General features: G+C 33.8%; 15 protein-coding genes. 3 read left to right on the forward strand and 12 right to left on the reverse strand.

Features of this window, described 5'->3' with window-relative positions:
* Window positions 1-76: 76 nt before the first annotated feature.
* From MST30_RS09240 to MST30_RS09255, 4 genes are read right to left on the reverse strand one after another with little or no spacing between them, the layout of a single operon-like run.
* A complete protein-coding gene (locus MST30_RS09240) occupies window positions 77-1,351 on the reverse strand; it encodes an acyloxyacyl hydrolase (protein ID WP_243471123.1) in 1,275 nt (424 codons plus the stop codon).
* Window positions 1,352-1,380: 29 nt separating this feature from the next.
* Window positions 1,381-3,678 (reverse strand): TonB-dependent receptor domain-containing protein, encoded by a 2,298-nt coding sequence (locus MST30_RS09245; protein WP_243471124.1) that lies wholly within the window; start codon window positions 3,676-3,678, stop codon window positions 1,381-1,383.
* A complete protein-coding gene (locus MST30_RS09250) occupies window positions 3,671-4,561 on the reverse strand; it encodes a FecR family protein (RefSeq protein WP_243471125.1) in 891 nt (296 codons plus the stop codon). Before MST30_RS09250 ends, MST30_RS09245 begins: the two co-directional genes overlap by 8 nt.
* 57 nt (window positions 4,562-4,618) lie before the next feature.
* Window positions 4,619-5,134 carry an RNA polymerase sigma factor gene (locus MST30_RS09255; protein ID WP_243471126.1) on the reverse strand — a complete coding sequence of 172 codons (516 nt, stop codon included), beginning with the start codon at window positions 5,132-5,134 and terminating at the stop codon, window positions 4,619-4,621.
* Window positions 5,135-5,232: 98 nt separating this feature from the next.
* Between MST30_RS09255 and MST30_RS09260 the strand changes: the two genes are divergently transcribed.
* The 3 genes from MST30_RS09260 to MST30_RS09270 all read left to right on the forward strand — a co-directional run bounded on the left by MST30_RS09260 (window position 5,233) and on the right by MST30_RS09270 (window position 9,928).
* A complete protein-coding gene (locus MST30_RS09260; protein WP_243471127.1) occupies window positions 5,233-7,503 on the forward strand; it encodes an FIDD domain-containing protein in 2,271 nt (756 codons plus the stop codon).
* Window positions 7,504-7,687: 184 nt separating this feature from the next.
* Window positions 7,688-9,019, forward strand: coding sequence for a signal recognition particle protein (gene ffh, locus MST30_RS09265; RefSeq protein ID WP_243471128.1), 1,332 nt, complete (start codon window positions 7,688-7,690; stop codon window positions 9,017-9,019).
* Window positions 9,020-9,043: 24 nt separating this feature from the next.
* Window positions 9,044-9,928 carry a bifunctional 5,10-methylenetetrahydrofolate dehydrogenase/5,10-methenyltetrahydrofolate cyclohydrolase gene (locus MST30_RS09270; protein ID WP_243471129.1) on the forward strand — a complete coding sequence of 295 codons (885 nt, stop codon included), beginning with the start codon at window positions 9,044-9,046 and terminating at the stop codon, window positions 9,926-9,928.
* A gap of 4 nt (window positions 9,929-9,932) precedes the next feature.
* On the opposite strand, the gene MST30_RS09275 is transcribed toward MST30_RS09270, so the two are convergent.
* From MST30_RS09275 to MST30_RS09310, 8 genes are all read right to left on the reverse strand, one after another.
* On the reverse strand, window positions 9,933-10,355 hold the full coding sequence (locus tag MST30_RS09275; RefSeq protein WP_243471130.1) for a VOC family protein: 423 nt from the start codon (window positions 10,353-10,355) through the stop codon (window positions 9,933-9,935).
* Between the two features lie 28 nt (window positions 10,356-10,383).
* Window positions 10,384-11,334, reverse strand: coding sequence for a YybH family protein (locus MST30_RS09280; RefSeq protein ID WP_243471131.1), 951 nt, complete (start codon window positions 11,332-11,334; stop codon window positions 10,384-10,386).
* A 73-nt stretch (window positions 11,335-11,407) separates the two neighbouring features.
* Entirely contained in the window at window positions 11,408-12,175 is a 768-nt protein-coding gene (gene rluF / locus MST30_RS09285; RefSeq protein ID WP_243471132.1) for a 23S rRNA pseudouridine(2604) synthase RluF, read from the reverse strand.
* 24 nt (window positions 12,176-12,199) lie between these two features.
* Window positions 12,200-12,925: an acetolactate decarboxylase gene (locus tag MST30_RS09290; RefSeq protein ID WP_243471133.1), complete on the reverse strand. Its 726-nt coding sequence runs from the start codon at window positions 12,923-12,925 to the stop codon at window positions 12,200-12,202.
* Window positions 12,926-12,934: 9 nt separating this feature from the next.
* Window positions 12,935-13,762: an alpha/beta hydrolase gene (locus MST30_RS09295; protein WP_243471134.1), complete on the reverse strand. Its 828-nt coding sequence runs from the start codon at window positions 13,760-13,762 to the stop codon at window positions 12,935-12,937.
* 1 nt (window position 13,763) lies between these two features.
* Window positions 13,764-14,138 (reverse strand): cupin domain-containing protein, encoded by a 375-nt coding sequence (locus MST30_RS09300; protein ID WP_243471135.1) that lies wholly within the window; start codon window positions 14,136-14,138, stop codon window positions 13,764-13,766.
* Window positions 14,139-14,187: 49 nt separating this feature from the next.
* Entirely contained in the window at window positions 14,188-14,745 is a 558-nt protein-coding gene (locus MST30_RS09305) for a hypothetical protein (protein ID WP_243471136.1), read from the reverse strand.
* A gap of 19 nt (window positions 14,746-14,764) precedes the next feature.
* Window positions 14,765-16,303 (reverse strand): helicase HerA-like domain-containing protein, encoded by a 1,539-nt coding sequence (locus MST30_RS09310; RefSeq protein WP_243471137.1) that lies wholly within the window; start codon window positions 16,301-16,303, stop codon window positions 14,765-14,767.
* Between the last annotated feature and the right edge of the window lie 35 nt (window positions 16,304-16,338).

Here is a 16,338-nt window from a genome sequence, read left to right on the forward strand (position 1 = left end):
AGGTGTTTTCTACCCTTTTCGGAAATTTATAGAATTAAAGATTAGTTAGTTAAATGTTCTTGTTCTGTTGTGGTTTTTATTTTTTTGACTTCAAGCTACATCGATAAACATAACCAAGACTCAGTTCTGTAAAATCGGCTTGTCCAAGATTTGCATTAATATGCGCGCCAATAAAGATATTGTGTTTAGGTGCCATATTTGTAGACCATAAATAGTATTTTAATCCCATTCTGGCAGATACTGTACGCTTTATTTCATAATACCAATCTAATTCGCCTAAGACTTCAATAGTAACGTCATTAGCGTTTTGATAGGTGTATCCTTGGTTTAGTTTCCAGTCAATTTTATAAAAAGGTTTGTAGATGTTTAATCCTAAATCAAACTCAAAACCAAAATGATCAATTAACAGTTCTGATGTTGCAAAAAGCCCAAAATTTGTAGCATAACCATAAGGATTGTCCGCAAAATGAGGATATTGCTCTTCAACTAAAACTTCATTGTTTTTTATGTAGTCATAGTAGTGCTCATAAAATCTATAATAAAAGCCACCTCCAAACTTAAAGGTGTTGTTGATTATTTTTCCGGCTGAGGCAGAAAAACTATAAACTTCTTTTTTGGTGTTAAATTTTTCTGATAAAACATTTTGACCAATACCTATTCTACTAGAAAAATAGGTTTGAGATGTAGACGAAAATTCAGGCTTTTTAAATTCTGTAGTTTCTTTCGGGTTTTCAAACCTTGCAGAAATACTTGCCGCTATTGAATTAAGACCTTGGTTTGGTAAACGTGTATGTCCATTAGAGTGATGCAAGTAGCCTAAGCCAACTCTCCAATCTGTACGTTTCTTTTTAAGAATAGAGTAGTATAAAAATGACCTAAAAGACCAATTTAATTTTGTGGTTATTGCTCTGTTGAATGGGTTTGTTTGCTCATCATATTGAGTATCCATATAAGAACCACCTATACCAATATTCAAATTTAAATCTTCCGAGAATACAGATTTTAGAATTGAAAATTCCATAAATGGCATTACAGAGTATGCTTTACCAACCTTATCAGTATTACCAAAATCTGTGTAACCAAATATAATACCTGTTGTAGGGTAATTGAGTCTTGCAGCCCATTCTTTTTCTGGATTGTAATTATAATTTCCAATACTTAAGAATAGATTTTTTTGAAGGTCTGTTTTTGGAAAAAATGTATTTGCTTCGAGGGTTTTTCCTAGTATTAATTCGGGTGTAAAAAAATAGGTTTCATCTACATTGTATTCATCATTTTGAGCAATTATTGCACTATTGAAGACTAACAAAAAAAAGCAAATAGGATGTTTAATGGCTTTATGTAAAGTCATGTTAGGGTTATTTGTTGTACAAATAACAATTAAAAATTAACTCTAAAGCTCAAATTGGGTGTAAATTTTAAAGATCTATTATCAACTTCAACAATGTCATTGTCTGAATCTAATGTGTAATAGCGGTTTATAATATTGTTTTGGTTAAGCATATTCCATACAGAAGCACCAGCTTCGGCTTTTATACCTTTTGATAGTTGAAACTTATAAATAGCTGATAAATCGGCTCTAAAATAATCTGATAATCTGGAGCTATTTGGGCTTTGATATTCTATAGTTGAATTGCTGTTGTCTTGTATGTTTAAAGGTTTTGTGTAAGCTCTGCCAGAGTGCCAATTAAGACCTAAACCTATTTTGAAGTTTTTTAAACTATAGGTGAGAGATGCGTTGGCTACATGAGTTAAATCTACACTGTTTGGGAAGGGATTTCCGTCATTAATAACATCAAAGGTATAATCGTTGTTGCTTAAAGTGTAACTCAACCATGTACTAAAATTATTAAAACGTTTATTTATTAAAAAATCTAAACCTGTAACGGTATATGAGCCTTTGTCATTCACAAATTGAAATTGATTTTGAAAGCCTTGACTTTGAGCCGTAATGCCTTCTACATTTTTATAGTAGCCTTCTAGTGAAACCAATAAGTTGTTTTGATTGTAACTTAAGCCTAATGAAATTTGCTGACTTTTTACAAGTGGTACATTTTCTAAATTTGATAATTGCCATCGTCGTTTTTCAATACCAAAAAAATCTTGTTGCAAGTCTATTACCTGAGAAATAGTTTGGCTTTTAAGTTCTCCTAAAACTTCTAATCTTACGTGGTCAGATATTTTTTGATTAAAAGCAAATCTTGGCTCAAGTACCAATTCTTTTAGTTTTTCAAAATAACTTATTCGTGCGCCTAAACGTATGTATGTATTGTGAGATTTTGAGTAACGCTCGGTTTCACCAAAAATAGCGTGTGTTCTTACAATTTCTTTTACCAAACTTGTAAAATTTGGATTAGATACATCTTCAAAATTAGTAACACCTACTTCATTAAATTGATAGCCTCCTCTAACTTCAATATCATTATCTATAATTTTTTTTACATCGAAACGTAAACCATAATCTTCAACTTTATTTTCTTGAATGAGTAATTGGCTATTGGTCACATCATTATTTTGAGCATCTAAATCGTAATGAGAATAATATACTTGGGCAGATGTATGTATATCATTCTTAAAAGTCTTAGAATAGGTAGCACTTGCACCATAGCTAACTTGGTTAAGTGCGCTTCTGGTTTCTTGTATATTATTGTCAGAATTTGCAAATACCTGATTGTAATCTAGGTTGTTATAAATATTAAGCAGACTAATTCTAAGCTTAGATGAATCATTAATGTCGTAAAGAAACTTGGCGTTAACATCATAAAATAAAAATCGTTCATCTAATGCCAAAAGTGTATTTACATCATTTGTAGTGTTGAGTTCAGAATCTCTAAAAATTCTATCAAAATAAGCGTCATAAGTCTCGGAAACCAAAACGTCTGTAAAAGAACGTCGCGCAGAGAGTTGTAATTCGGTTTTTTTACTCAATGGCACTTTTGCATAACCATCTACGCTGAGTAAATTACTTCCCAAACCTGCACTAAACTTTTGGTCTAAATCATCTACATTTTTAATAGAAATAGTGCCAGAAACACCATTGCCATAAAGGGCACTTGTACCATTTTTAGAAATACGAATATCATCTGATAAATAAGGATTAAATGCTGAAATTAATCCAAAAAAATGTCCAGATTGATACATACGTATGCCTTCGTACAGAATAAGGTTTTGGTCGTTAGTGCCGCCTCTTACATTAATATTAGAAATACGTTCGTCTACACTTGTAACACCTGGTAGGTTTTGTACTATTTGGAGAACATCTGGTTCTATTAAGCCTGGTAAAATATCAAAGGCATTGGCATCTACTGTTATGGTACCATTATTGGTTTTAGAAATACCTCTAGATAAGTAATTATTTACTACAACTTCTTCTAGCCTATGTACTATTTTGTCGCTTGGTGTTATGGCAATAAAGCGTCGGCTTAAAACTTCAAAGTTAAGATTGGTAATTGTTTTTAGCTTATCCAGAGCTTCTTCTAAAGAAAGGTCTTCTTTAAGAGGGTATAGCTCTATATTTAAAACGGTTTTAGTCTCAAATGAAAATTTTACCTCATAGCGTTTTTCTAAAATTTCTAGAATTTGAACGAGTTGTTGTGGTTCCTCTTTTTGACTATGTGCAAGATTAGAGAAGATAGAAATTAGGAGAAGTAAAACAATACGATGTAAAAGTTTATTCACGCTTTAATACAATAGAAGTTCCAGACTTACTATAGCTTAAATTTAATGGTATTGTTACAGATTGCAATGCTAAATCTAAATTTTTATGAGTAAAACCTCCGGTGTATAGTCGGTTGGCATCAGCTTTATCTATAACAATTTTTATGTCGTAATAATTTTCTAATTCGGTAATAACGTGTTTAAGAGGTGTGTTTGTGAAGTTACTTTCACCACGCAACCAAGCTGGTTGCGTAGTGATTTCTTTTTCATTAGCAAATAACTTCCCATCAATTATTTTTAGACCATTTCCTGGTCGTAACTCTGTGTAATTGTCTTTTGTTTTAACGCCAACTAAGCCTTCGTAGCATCTCACTTCAAAATAACCATTGCGTTGGTTTATATTAAACTGAGTACCGAGAACACTAACAATTCCTTGGTCTGTAACAACATCAAACTTTTCGCCTTTGGCAACTTTAAAAAATGCTTCACCACTAAGTTTAACTTCTCGTTTGTCACCCCATTTACTTTCGTTGAAAACCAAGTTAGAGTTTGCATTAAGGATCACTTCAGAAGCATCTGGTAATTCTATTGTTGTTTGCGAGGCAATTTCTGTATTAAAAGTGCTGTCTAAGGTTGTTGTGTAGTAATAAACACTAAAGCATATAGCTAATACAGCTGCAATTTTAAGTAGTGGTTTATACCAAGATTGTGTAGATTTTTGCTTCAGTTCAGATTGTAATACATTGTAATTTTTATCCACAGAGAAGTCTGGAGACTTAAAAGATTTTAATGCTGTATCTAATTGCATTAAATCTTTATAATCCTCTAGCTGCTCAAAAGCTTTTTGCTCTTCTGAGTTAAGATTATGGTCTAACCATTTTTGTATGAGTTCTTCTCGTGTCATAATTGCATTTCAATAATAGAACAGTTAAGTCCTAAAAATTCCTACCCACAATTTATTTTATAATTCATCTATATCTTCTCGTAGCTTTTTTAGCGCACCATAAATGCGTTTTTCTACAGCTTTTGTAGAAATATCTAAAAGTGCAGCAATCTCTTTAAATTTTTTACCTTCAACTCTGTTCATTAAAAAAGCGACGCGTTGCGCTTCTGTAAGTTTGCTTAGGGCTTTTTGAAGTTTGTCATGGTACTCTTTTTCTTGTAAAACAAACTCAGGAGTCTCGTTGGTTGAATTTTTTTGAGGTGTTTTTTCGTATTTCAAAACCACTTTTCTATGCGCAACAGCATTGAGCATAAGGTTGTTTGCCGTAGTAAATAAAAAACTTTTGGCTTTGTCTGGCGAAACCTTTCTACAATTTTGCCATAGTTTAATAAAAGCTTCCTGTACTTTATCGCTAGGGTTTAGATGATCGCCAAATTTGTAATACAAAAAATCATGCAGGTTTTTTGAGTGTTTTTTGTACAAACGCTCAAATAACTGCTCTTCGCAAATATGATCTTTTATAGGTTGGCTCATAATATTGCGCGCAAATTATGAATAAATTTTTCTAAATCAAGGGTAGGAGTTTTAAAACTATAACTGTTGTATTCTAAAATCATTATGCTCCGAATGTTATGAAATCAAGAATTAATCACTTATTTATTTACGCCTTTTTTGCCCTTTTGACATTTACGTCTTGTCAAGACGAAACAATAGATGTCAATAATCCTGAAGAACAGGAAATCATTCAGCCTAACTCTCAATTATCAAATTTTATCGGTAATGTAACTGCCAATTGTGGTGACTACGATAATATCTTAGATGAATCTAGTTGTTTTTCTATAGAATTACCAGTTACTATTATAGTTGGAGATGTTACAATTGTTATTGAAACTTTAGACGATTTAGAAGAACTCGAAGATTTATTTGCACAATATGAAAATGAAGACGATTTCTTCGATTTTGTATTCCCATTTACAATCATGTTTAATGATTATACGCAAGTAGTTATTGAAAACGAAGAGCAGTTAGAAGATTTTATTGAAGATTGCGAAATTGAAGACGATGAGGTTATAGAATGTGTAGATTTTGTATACCCGATTTCGTTCTCTGTATTCAATGCAGATTTTAATATTGTAGATACGGTTACTATTAGCGACGATGAGGCACTATATAATTTTCTCGAAGCGTTAGGTGGTGATGATAGCGCTCTTATTGTAAGCATTAATTATCCAGTTACTTTAGTTTATGCGAACGGAGATACTATAGAGGTAAACTCAAATCAGGAATTATCTGATGCTATTGAAGCTGCAGAAGCAGATTGTGATGATGACAATGATGATTGTGACATTAACATGCAAGGGCTTGAAAATTTATTGTTAGAATGTGGTTTTGAGGCTCAATTCTATAGTGAAAGTGGGGATTTAACCAACTCCCTTCAATTCCAATTTAGTGAGTCTGGCTTAGTAACCGTAACAGGTGATCCAACAGTTGTTGAAACAGGTGAATGGAATATTGTTGAAACAGATTTAGGTTACAAACTTGTTATTGAAGGTTTAGAAACTTTCGGTATTGCTAATGGCTTGTGGTTGTTGACGGATTGTGACGATGATAATGAATTAGAGTTTACGCAAGAAACAGATAACGGAATTGTAACAATGAAGTTAGAATTAGATTGCGAAGGTAATTTAGATTGTGATGCCCAACAAATAGCGCTTAACCTAAAGGAATGTCAGTGGTGGTTAGGGACTAATTTATTAAGTCCTAACAACAACGGACCATTAAACTTCCATGAAGGCGGAACAGTTACCATAGGTAATAATGAAGAAGCCATAGGAACATGGGAAGTTCTTCTAGGTAATACAGGAGTGTTTTTAATTCTAGATTTATCAGGAGATTATGAAGTCCTTTCTCGAGATTGGAGAATTGTAGTATGTGAAGATGATAGACTAGAGCTTGTTTCAGATAATGATGAATTAGTACTTGAGCAAGGCTGTGAAACTTATAATGAGGTTTTTGACTGTTTTGGTAATTTTGAGTTGGTAGAATGTTTAGGTCCAAATAACGAAGCAGAATTCAACCTTAGTGCAGATACTATTGGTGTGATAGATTGCCAGTATGCATTTGTGGCTACTTTCCACGAAACTCAAGCTGATGCAGAAGCCGGAATCAATGCTATCGTAGAAACAGAATCGTATTGGTCAACAAGTGGAGAAGTATATCTTAGAATTGAAGCCGAGAATGGAAATTTTGAAGTATTTACCATTTTTCTTAATACTGAAGAATGTAACTATTTTGAGTGTTTTGAAAGTTTTGATGCTATTTTAGAACAATGTGATGATGGTACTGATGGACCTTATTATTTTGATCTTACACAAGCATTTTCAAATTGTAACCCAAGTGCAGATGTTGTAACTTATTATGAAACTTTGGTAGATGCCGAAACTGATGTTAATGCAATCTCAAATCCTGAAACTTATGCAATGCTTGGTGTAGAAGCCGTTGTTTACACTCGTGTTGTTATAGGAGATCAATATCAGATATTTCCAATTATTTTAATTGTAGAAAATTGTTCAAGTAGCTGTAGTGAATTAGATGTAGACGGCTTTTTGGTAGAATGTATTTGGAATGCAGTTAACTATAATGGTAGTGATAATCTAATGAATTGGAACTTCGATTTTGAACCAAATAGCCAAACCGTAGTTATATATAACAATGAAACTACAATTGATGCTACTTGGACAACATCGCAATCAGAGGATGGAGTTATTGTTACCTTTTCTAATGTAGCTGGTCCAAATATTCAAGCTGTAACAGGCGAGTGGTTGGTTGTAGAATGTGAAGAAAACCGATTGCAGTTGCAAAGTGGCGACAACATTTTAGTTCTAGAAAGAACATGTGAATAATATATAAACGAACCGTTTAGTTAGTAATTTTAGTAAGTTTAAGTTGATGAAGAGAGTTGCCAACCGCTAGGCAGCTCTTTTCTTTTGTGATATTATTAAAGATAGAAGTGTAGAATTATAGATATGCCATTCGTTTATCTCTTGTAAATTCTTAAATTTGCAACTTCAAAAAGAGATAAAGATTATGTTCAATAATTTAAGTGATAAGTTAGATAAAGCGCTACACGTATTAAAAGGTCATGGAAGTATTACCGAAGTCAACGTAGCAGAGACTTTAAAAGAAGTAAGACGTGCGCTTTTAGATGCCGATGTTAACTTTAAAATTGCTAAGGAATTTACCAATAAAGTAAAGGAAAAAGCATTAGGTCAAAATGTATTGACAACGCTTCAACCTGGTCAGTTAATGGTTAAAATCGTTAAGGATGAATTAACCGAACTTATGGGAGGTGATGCAGAAGGCATTAATCTGTCTGGTAATCCAAGCATTATTTTAATGTCTGGTTTACAAGGTTCTGGTAAAACCACCTTTTCAGGTAAATTAGCCAACTACTTAAAAAATAAAAAAACAAAAAAACCTTTATTAGTTGCTTGTGATGTGTATCGTCCTGCAGCGATAGACCAGCTTCATGTTGTTGGAGAACAAATCAACGTTGAGGTTTATAGTGATAAAGGAAACAGTGACCCAGTAGCCATTGCACAAGCAGGTATTGCGCATGCAAAAGCTAATGGACACAACGTGGTGATTATAGATACCGCAGGTCGTTTGGCTGTAGATGAAGCTATGATGACCGAGATTTCTAATATTCACAAAGCAATTCAGCCACAAGAAACCTTGTTTGTGGTAGATTCTATGACAGGTCAGGATGCTGTGAATACTGCAAAAGCCTTCAATGATATATTAAATTTTGATGGTGTTATCCTAACCAAATTAGATGGTGATACACGTGGTGGTGCCGCAATTTCTATTAAGTCTGTTGTAAATAAACCAATCAAGTTTATTGGTACAGGTGAGAAGATGGAAGCGATTGATGTTTTCTATCCATCGCGTATGGCAGACAGAATCCTAGGGATGGGAGACGTTGTATCTCTTGTAGAGCGTGCACAAGAACAATTTGACGAAGAGGAAGCTCGAAAACTTCAAAAGAAAATTGCAAAAAACCAATTCGGGTTTGATGATTTCTTAAAACAGATTCAACAAATCAAGAAAATGGGTAACATGAAGGATTTAATTGGAATGATTCCTGGTGCAGGCAAAATGATGAAAGACATTGATATCGATGACGATGCTTTTAAAGGTATTGAAGCCATCATTCATTCTATGACACCAGCAGAGCGTGCTAATCCTTCAATCATAAATTCAAGTAGAAAAAAACGAATAGGTAAAGGCTCAGGTACATCTGTACAAGAAGTTAACCAATTGCTAAAACAATTTACTCAAATGAGTAAAATGATGAAGATGATGCAAGGTGGTGGCGGAAAACGTATGATGCAGATGATGAAAAACATGCCTCGCTAATATAAATTATTTAAGACCAACAACATGACAATTCTAGACGGAAGAAAGACAAGTAAAGACATCAAGGATGAAATAAAAGCCGAAGTTGACAAAATGAAGGCTAATGGCGAAAAGGTGCCTCACCTTGCTGCAGTCATTGTTGGTAACGATGGTGCAAGTTTAACTTATGTTGGTAGTAAAGTTAAGGCATGTGAGCGTGTTGGTTTTGAATCTACTATGGTGCGCTTATCTAATACAACTAGTGAGATTGAATTGTTGGATAAAATCGAAGAGTTAAACAATAATGATGATATAGATGGTTTTATCATTCAGTTACCTTTACCGCGTCAAATAAATACTCAAAAAGTATTGATGGCTGTAGATCCCAATAAGGATGTAGATGGATTTCACCCAACTAACTTCGGCAAGATGGCATTAGATATGTCTACTTTTATTCCTGCTACACCATTCGGAATTTTAGAGTTGTTAGAGCGATATAAAGTAGAAACCGATGGCAAGCACACTGTTATCATTGGTCGTTCTCATATTGTTGGTCGCCCAATGAGTATATTAATGGGTAGAAAAGGATTTCCAGGAAACTCAACAGTAACATTAACGCATAGTCACACTAAAAATATTACCCAAATAACATCGCAAGCGGATATTATTATTTCGGCTTTGGGTATTCCTAATTTCTTAAAAGCTGAAATGGTAAAAGATGATGCCGTTATTATTGATGTAGGTATTACTCGTGTACCTGACGACTCTGAAAAAGGCTATCACATTACAGGTGATGTAGATTTTGAAAACGTAAGCAAAAAAGCAAGTTTTATAACGCCAGTGCCAGGTGGAGTAGGACCTATGACTATTGCAATGCTGCTTAAAAATACACTCTTAGCCAGAGAACAGCATAGAAAAAATAGAGCGTAAGTTTCTATTTAGCAAATAGTTGCTCAATATCTTTAAATGCTTTAAACTCTAAAGCATTACCCGAAGGGTCTTTAAAGAACATTGTGGCTTGTTCTCCAACTTGTCCTTCAAATCTTATGTAAGGCTCAATAATGAATTTTATGTTTTTGCTTTTTAATAAATCAGCAAAATTATGAAAATCTTCCCATGGTAAAACCACTCCGAAATGAGGTACAGGTACATCTTTACCATCAACTAAGTTGGTATGTGTGTCTTCTTCTGTTTTTGGTTTGTAATGAATTACTAACTGATGGCCAAAAAAGTTGTAATCTACCCAATGATTACTACTTCTACCTTCTTCAAGATTTAAAATATTAGTATAAAAATCTCTGCATTCAGAAAGATTATAAACCGGAATTGCTAAATGAAAAGGTGAAATTTTGGACATAAAATTGTATTTCTGATAAAAGTAGGAATTACTTAGTGACGTTATTCCAAATGTCTAAATAAATTTTCCATTCTCCATCAGTCTTTTTCCATACTATGGTATATTTTCCATGCCAAGAAACTTCTTTATTGTCTTTGGTTAAAGTTTTTCCTTCATAATATCCATAATCGTACGCAATGTTATTTTCTATATGAATTTCTTCTGGAGTTACTTTATGATGAAGGATCTTGACACCTTCAGGAACAGCCCAATAATCTTTCAATTCGTCCTTGCCAGATAGTATTTTTTTATTGTTTGGGAAAATCTTTCCATCGTCTGTATACATACTTATAAGTGCATCAACATCACCACTCATATAGGCTTTAGAAAATGCTGAGATATTATTTTTAATGATTTTTATATCTGAATCGTCTTCAGTTACTTTTTTACAATCTATTTTCCAGGTTGGAAAAGCTATTTTCTCAGTTTTGTCTACCCATTCACCAATCCATTTGTATCCCAAATCACTTATATCATAAAAGGTAAGACGATAAAAGCCTTCCATGCCGTTTGGTGCTTTTTGCTCGCGATACAATACAATGTTACCATTCTCTTTTTTGCCACCCTCCCAAGTTGGTAATGTGGTTGTTGGAGTAGCAGAGGAATAATAATGTACATACCATTTACTACTGTCTGCAATAAATTGTCTTATGCTTCCAGAGTGTTTTCCATCAGATTTAATAGTTTCATCTTGTACAGCCATACCATTCATTATGTATTTCCATTCCCATGTCATGTCTATTGGATCTGCCCAAGTTTGGTCTTGCTTTCTTGTCTCAGACTTGCAATTACATTTGCCAATTAAGTTTTCAAAATCCTTTATTTCTTCTGGAGCTTCAGGATTGGGTAAACCGTAAGGATTAGTATCTGATACGGAATATTCATTTTGAGAAAAGCTTAATGCTGAAATAAAAAAAATGAGAGTAAAGACTGATTTCATTGCGCTAATTGATTGATTAATACTCTTAAAATTATGAATCAATTGAGCAAATAAGCTGTTAATTAGGATATTATTAACGTCTGTTTTTTCTTTGGCGTGGTAGTTTTGAGTCGAATGTTTTTTGAGAGTCACTTATCAATTCACTTAGTGTTTTAAACTCTTCTTTGGTAAGTTCTCGATATTTACCTATTGGCATATCGAGCTTAATATTCATTATTCTAATACGTTTTAAGGTCTGTACTTCGTAGTTTAAATACTCGCACATTCTACGTATCTGGCGGTTTAGTCCTTGTGTAAGAATAATACTAAAAGTGTATTTATCTATCTTTTTAACCTCACATTTTTTTGTACGTTGCTTCAGTTCTTCAATATAAATACCACCTGCCATACGCTGAATAAACGTTTGCGAAATAGGTTTGTCTACAGTAACAACATATTCTTTTTCATGATTGTTACTGGCACGCAGAATTTTATTAACGATATCTCCATCATCGGTAAGTAGTATTAGTCCTTCGCTAGGTTTGTCTAATCGACCTATTGGAAAAATACGTTTTGGGTAATTAATAAAGTCTATGATATTATCTTTTTCGACGCGAGTGTCCGTAGTACAAACAATACCAACAGGTTTGTTAAAGGTTAAATAAACAAAATCTTTTTTACGTTCACCTATAATTTCTTCATCAACTTTTACAATATCATCTGGTGCAACTTTTGTGCCCATTTCTGGTACAACATCGTTAATGGTAACACGACCAGCATCAATTAAACGATCGGCTTCGCGACGCGAGCAATAGCCTGCTTCGCTGAGGTATTTGTTAAGGCGTTTTAAATCTTCAGACATGGTGCAAAAATACAATAAAGTCTTTTAGGACTTAGGTAATAATAACGACATTTCATTAAAAACAGCATCATCTAAGTGTCCCATTTGCTTTTTATTTTTGGTGATGAGATGCATGTGTAAAAATGAATCGTGATGTGTGAAAACACCTTGGTGCTCAGTTGAAAAAAAACCAATTATTTCAACATTCTCATTTTCTATTTGGTAATTGGTTTGGCCTTGATGCGCTTCTTTTGGCGACGATACTTTAGTGCCTTCTGGTAAGTTTTGAATGTGAATTGTAGCTTTTGAAATACTACCCTCTAATTTAAAAGCGAAAGGTCGTTTTTGATCTTTTGTTTGGTTGTCAATAAAAGTTTCTAGGTCTTTAATTGATTTTACTGAACGAGGTAATTCAATCGTATTCCAATCATTGACATTAGCATATACAAAAAATGGAGCTTTAGCATCTGTAATTTCTTCAACTGTCATTGTAGAATCTGTGAGTACTCTCGATACATAAGTTTTTCCATTATTGATGAGTATCTCACCACGTAAATAGGCTTCAGGACCAATGCCGTAAAGTCCTTTTTTAGGTTTAATAGTGTCTAATTGTATTTTGCTAAACAGCTCGCCTTTCCACATAACGTCTTTCATGGCAGAGACACTAACAACATCTGAGTAAGTAGTGTTTTGCTCTTCTTTTTCTTTATTTGATTTACAATTAAAGCAAAAAAGCACTAAAAGGATGAAAAGCGTTTTGTTATTTAGCATAATTGAGAGTTAATTATTTATAAACTCTATAATTTTTGGTGATAAAGACTTGTCTTTTAAACCATGACCAAAACCTTCGGTTTCAATAAACTTAGAGTTCTTGTAGCGATTGGCAAAAAGTTGACCATCCTCAAAAGGAATAATTCTGTCTTTTTTATCATGAATTATTAGACCTTCAGCTTCAATAGTCTTTGTAAAGTTTGCAGCAGAAAAATAATCTACAGGTTTGCCAAAACGTTCAATAACAATGTTGTCTAAGCCTTTAGAAATGCGCTTGTTGTAGCCCATCATAGATTTGTATCTAGAAAACACACCAGTAAAATGTGCTGGTGCTCCCAATAAAACCAATTTTTTAACTGATGGTAGTTGATGGTTGTGCATAAAAAACACAGTTGCCATACCTCCAACGGAGTGGCCGATAACGACTTGCGGTTGGTGTTTTTCTGCAACTTTATTTATAAATTCTGAATATAAAACAGCATTAAATTGTCTGCCATCAGAACGGCCATGTGCTGGGCCATCTAGAGCAATAATATTATAATCTTGTGCTTTTAGATCTTCAAGAATATAGCTCCATCGCGACGCATTACTTTCCCAACCGTGAGCTAATAAAATGGTTTTTCTACTGCCTTTCCAACGATAGGTTGCAATGTCTTGTCCTTTATACGATAACGTTTCAAACAAGGCAGAATCAACTATTTTTTTCTGGTTTTCAGTATAACGACCCTTGCGAGGCGAAGCAAACAAATGCAATGCTTTTTTTGAAGCGTATTTTGAAGATATTAAACTCGTGGCATTTAAGGCGTTACCAATAGATTTTATAACAAAACTGCTCATGCTATTCGTTTTCTCTGTTTACAGACTCAATTGAAAATGCAGGAAGGCAAATAGCAAGATATTCGCAAGGCTCATTGAACGGATTGGAATATTGCAATCGTGTATGCTTTTCTACTTTAATAGATTGTCCTGCTTCTAAAACTATCGTTTCCCCTTCTATAATAAACTGTTTTTTGCCTTTGATGATAAAGGTGTATTCATCAAACTCTGGAGTTTGAAATGGTTCACCCCAGCCAGGAGGCGCAACCATATGCGCAATACTTATTTCAGAATTGCCATCACTGGCTTTTCCAAAATGTTCTTTTATTAGTTTTCCGTCGTCAGTTGGTACGATGAAAGGGGAATTCTGTATAGTGTATTTTTTGTTTTCTTTCAAATCAGAAACTTTAAATTTCAAAATTGTAATACAAAGTTTTCGCGATGTGTTACCAATGAATCATAAAATATTTAATCTTTGCCTTTTCTGGTATTTGAATAGCGTCTATAGTGGCATTCATATCAAATCTTAGACTGCTTGGTAATTCCTTCTTGTCAATAGCAAAAGATGTATTTATTTCATTGACAGAAATGACAACGGTATTGATAAGATTGTCAATTTTCGAAATTTTATAATCATCATTAATGTCTTTAAACGTACTTAGTATTGAAATGTTCTTTTCTGTTCTATAACGCTCGTCTTTAATACGAACGCTTGAGATTACAGATGTAGAATCTAGGGCTTCTTTAGGATATAGGTCTAAAAGCTTTTTGCCGCTTTTGTCAAATATTTCGATAACATTTACCGAGCCAGCAAATTCATCTCCGGCAACATATCTTACTATAGAATCATTTTTAAAAATCGTGTCTAATTCTCTTACGGTTGTAGAGTCTGTTAGCAATCCTATGTTATGCTTTTTAACCAAAAAAGGATCAACAGGTTTATCATTTGAGCAACTTGTTATAAATATTGATGCAATTATAATTGCATAAAAGATGTTTTTCATATCTAAGATTTAGGGTTTGTTATTTTAGCATTTTGGTTAATATTCCCAATACGCTTCTAATTACTGTTGGGCTAGAAAGTACTTTTACAATTGGGTTTTGTCTTGTGCTTCGTCTTTTGCTAGAGCTAGCTTTTCGCTTACTTTCAGCTTCTTTAAGTGCCGCTTTTTCTTCTTCGGCTTTTCGTTTGGCTTCTTCCGCTTCAGCAAGTTCAATTTTTTTGTTCAACATTTCATAAGCACTTTCTCTGTCGATCTCTTGATTGTATTTTAGTGCTAATTTCGATTGTGCGAGCAAACTACCAAGCTCACTTTCAGTTAAGATATCCATTCGGCTCATTGGTGCGCGCATCATGGTTGCTGCCAACGGTGTTGGTTTTCCTTTTTCATCCAAAGCAGATACTAAAGCTTCTCCAATACCCAATGATGTTAACACTTCAGCTGTGTCATAAAACTCAGTGTCTGGATAATTTTGAGCAGTTAGTTTTATGGCCTTTCGGTCTTTTGCTGTAAATGCTCTTAAGGCATGTTGTACCTTTAGTCCTAATTGACTAAGTACTGCCTCTGGAACATCTGTAGGGTTTTGAGTTACAAAATATAAGCCAACACCTTTACTACGTATTAGTTTTACAATACTTTCAATCTGATTTAATAAAGCATCAGAAGCTTCATTAAAAATTAAATGTGCTTCGTCAATGAACATTACCAGTTCTGGTCTGCCACTATCGCCTTGTTCAGGAAATGTTGAATAAATTTCAGCCAAAAGACTCAGCATAAAAGTTGAAAACAACTTCGGTTTGTCTTGAATGTCTGTCAGTCTTATAATGTTGATGTAACCACGACCATTTTCGTCAATACGAAGTAGATCTTGGGTATCAAAAGAGGTTTCTCCAAAAAATAAGTCACCACCTTGTTGTTCTATTTCAATAATTTTTCTCAGAATAGCTCCTGTTGATGCTGTTGAAATACGACCATAGGCTTCTTCAAATTCCTGTTTGCCTTCATTGGTGGCATATTGCAATATTTTCTTGAAATCCTTTAAGTCTAAAAGCGGTAATTTATGATCATCACAATATTTAAAAATTACAGATATAATACCAGCTTGTGTTTCGGTAACTCCTAATATTCTCGAAATAAGAACAGGGCCAAACTCGCTAATGGTAGCTCTTAAACGAACACCATCTTGTTCAGATAACGTTAAAACTTCAACAGGAAAAGCCTTAGCTTCGAACGGAAGTCCAATCTTTTCCATACGTTCATCAATTTTAGCATGGCCAGGACTTGGCTTTGCCAATCCACTTAAATCTCCTTTGATGTCCATTAGCAAGACAGGCACGCCTTTTTCAGAAAGATTTTCTGCCAACACTTGAAGCGTTTTTGTTTTTCCTGTACCAGTAGCACCAGCAATGAGACCATGACGGTTCATGGTTTTTAAAGGTACATTTACAAAGGCATTTGTTTTGGTTTCGCCATCTAACATTGCAGCACCTAAGGTGATGTAGTCTCCTTTAAAAGTATTACCAGCATTGATGTCGTTTATGAATTTTTCAGAATTACTCATTGATCAGAAAATTTGCATAAAAATAGTGTAATTTT

The sequence above is a fragment of the Winogradskyella sp. MH6 genome, assembly GCF_022810765.1.
Lineage (GTDB): Bacteria > Bacteroidota > Bacteroidia > Flavobacteriales > Flavobacteriaceae > Winogradskyella.

Excerpts from the sequence above, each read along its gene's own strand:
- MST30_RS09240 (WP_243471123.1), bottom strand. The coding sequence starts at position 1,351 with ATGACTTTACATAAAGCCATTAAACATCCTATTTGCTTTTTTTTGTTA.
- MST30_RS09250 (WP_243471125.1), bottom strand. The coding sequence starts at position 4,561 with ATGACACGAGAAGAACTCATACAAAAATGGTTAGACCATAATCTTAAC.
- MST30_RS09255 (WP_243471126.1), bottom strand. The coding sequence starts at position 5,134 with ATGAGCCAACCTATAAAAGATCATATTTGCGAAGAGCAGTTATTTGAG.
- MST30_RS09260 (WP_243471127.1), top strand. The coding sequence starts at position 5,233 with ATGAAATCAAGAATTAATCACTTATTTATTTACGCCTTTTTTGCCCTT.
- ffh (WP_243471128.1), top strand. The coding sequence starts at position 7,688 with ATGTTCAATAATTTAAGTGATAAGTTAGATAAAGCGCTACACGTATTA.
- MST30_RS09270 (WP_243471129.1), top strand. The coding sequence starts at position 9,044 with ATGACAATTCTAGACGGAAGAAAGACAAGTAAAGACATCAAGGATGAA.
- MST30_RS09275 (WP_243471130.1), bottom strand. The coding sequence starts at position 10,355 with ATGTCCAAAATTTCACCTTTTCATTTAGCAATTCCGGTTTATAATCTT.
- MST30_RS09280 (WP_243471131.1), bottom strand. The coding sequence starts at position 11,334 with ATGAAATCAGTCTTTACTCTCATTTTTTTTATTTCAGCATTAAGCTTT.
- rluF (WP_243471132.1), bottom strand. The coding sequence starts at position 12,175 with ATGTCTGAAGATTTAAAACGCCTTAACAAATACCTCAGCGAAGCAGGC.
- MST30_RS09290 (WP_243471133.1), bottom strand. The coding sequence starts at position 12,925 with ATGCTAAATAACAAAACGCTTTTCATCCTTTTAGTGCTTTTTTGCTTT.
- MST30_RS09295 (WP_243471134.1), bottom strand. The coding sequence starts at position 13,762 with ATGAGCAGTTTTGTTATAAAATCTATTGGTAACGCCTTAAATGCCACG.
- MST30_RS09305 (WP_243471136.1), bottom strand. The coding sequence starts at position 14,745 with ATGAAAAACATCTTTTATGCAATTATAATTGCATCAATATTTATAACA.
- MST30_RS09310 (WP_243471137.1), bottom strand. The coding sequence starts at position 16,303 with ATGAGTAATTCTGAAAAATTCATAAACGACATCAATGCTGGTAATACT.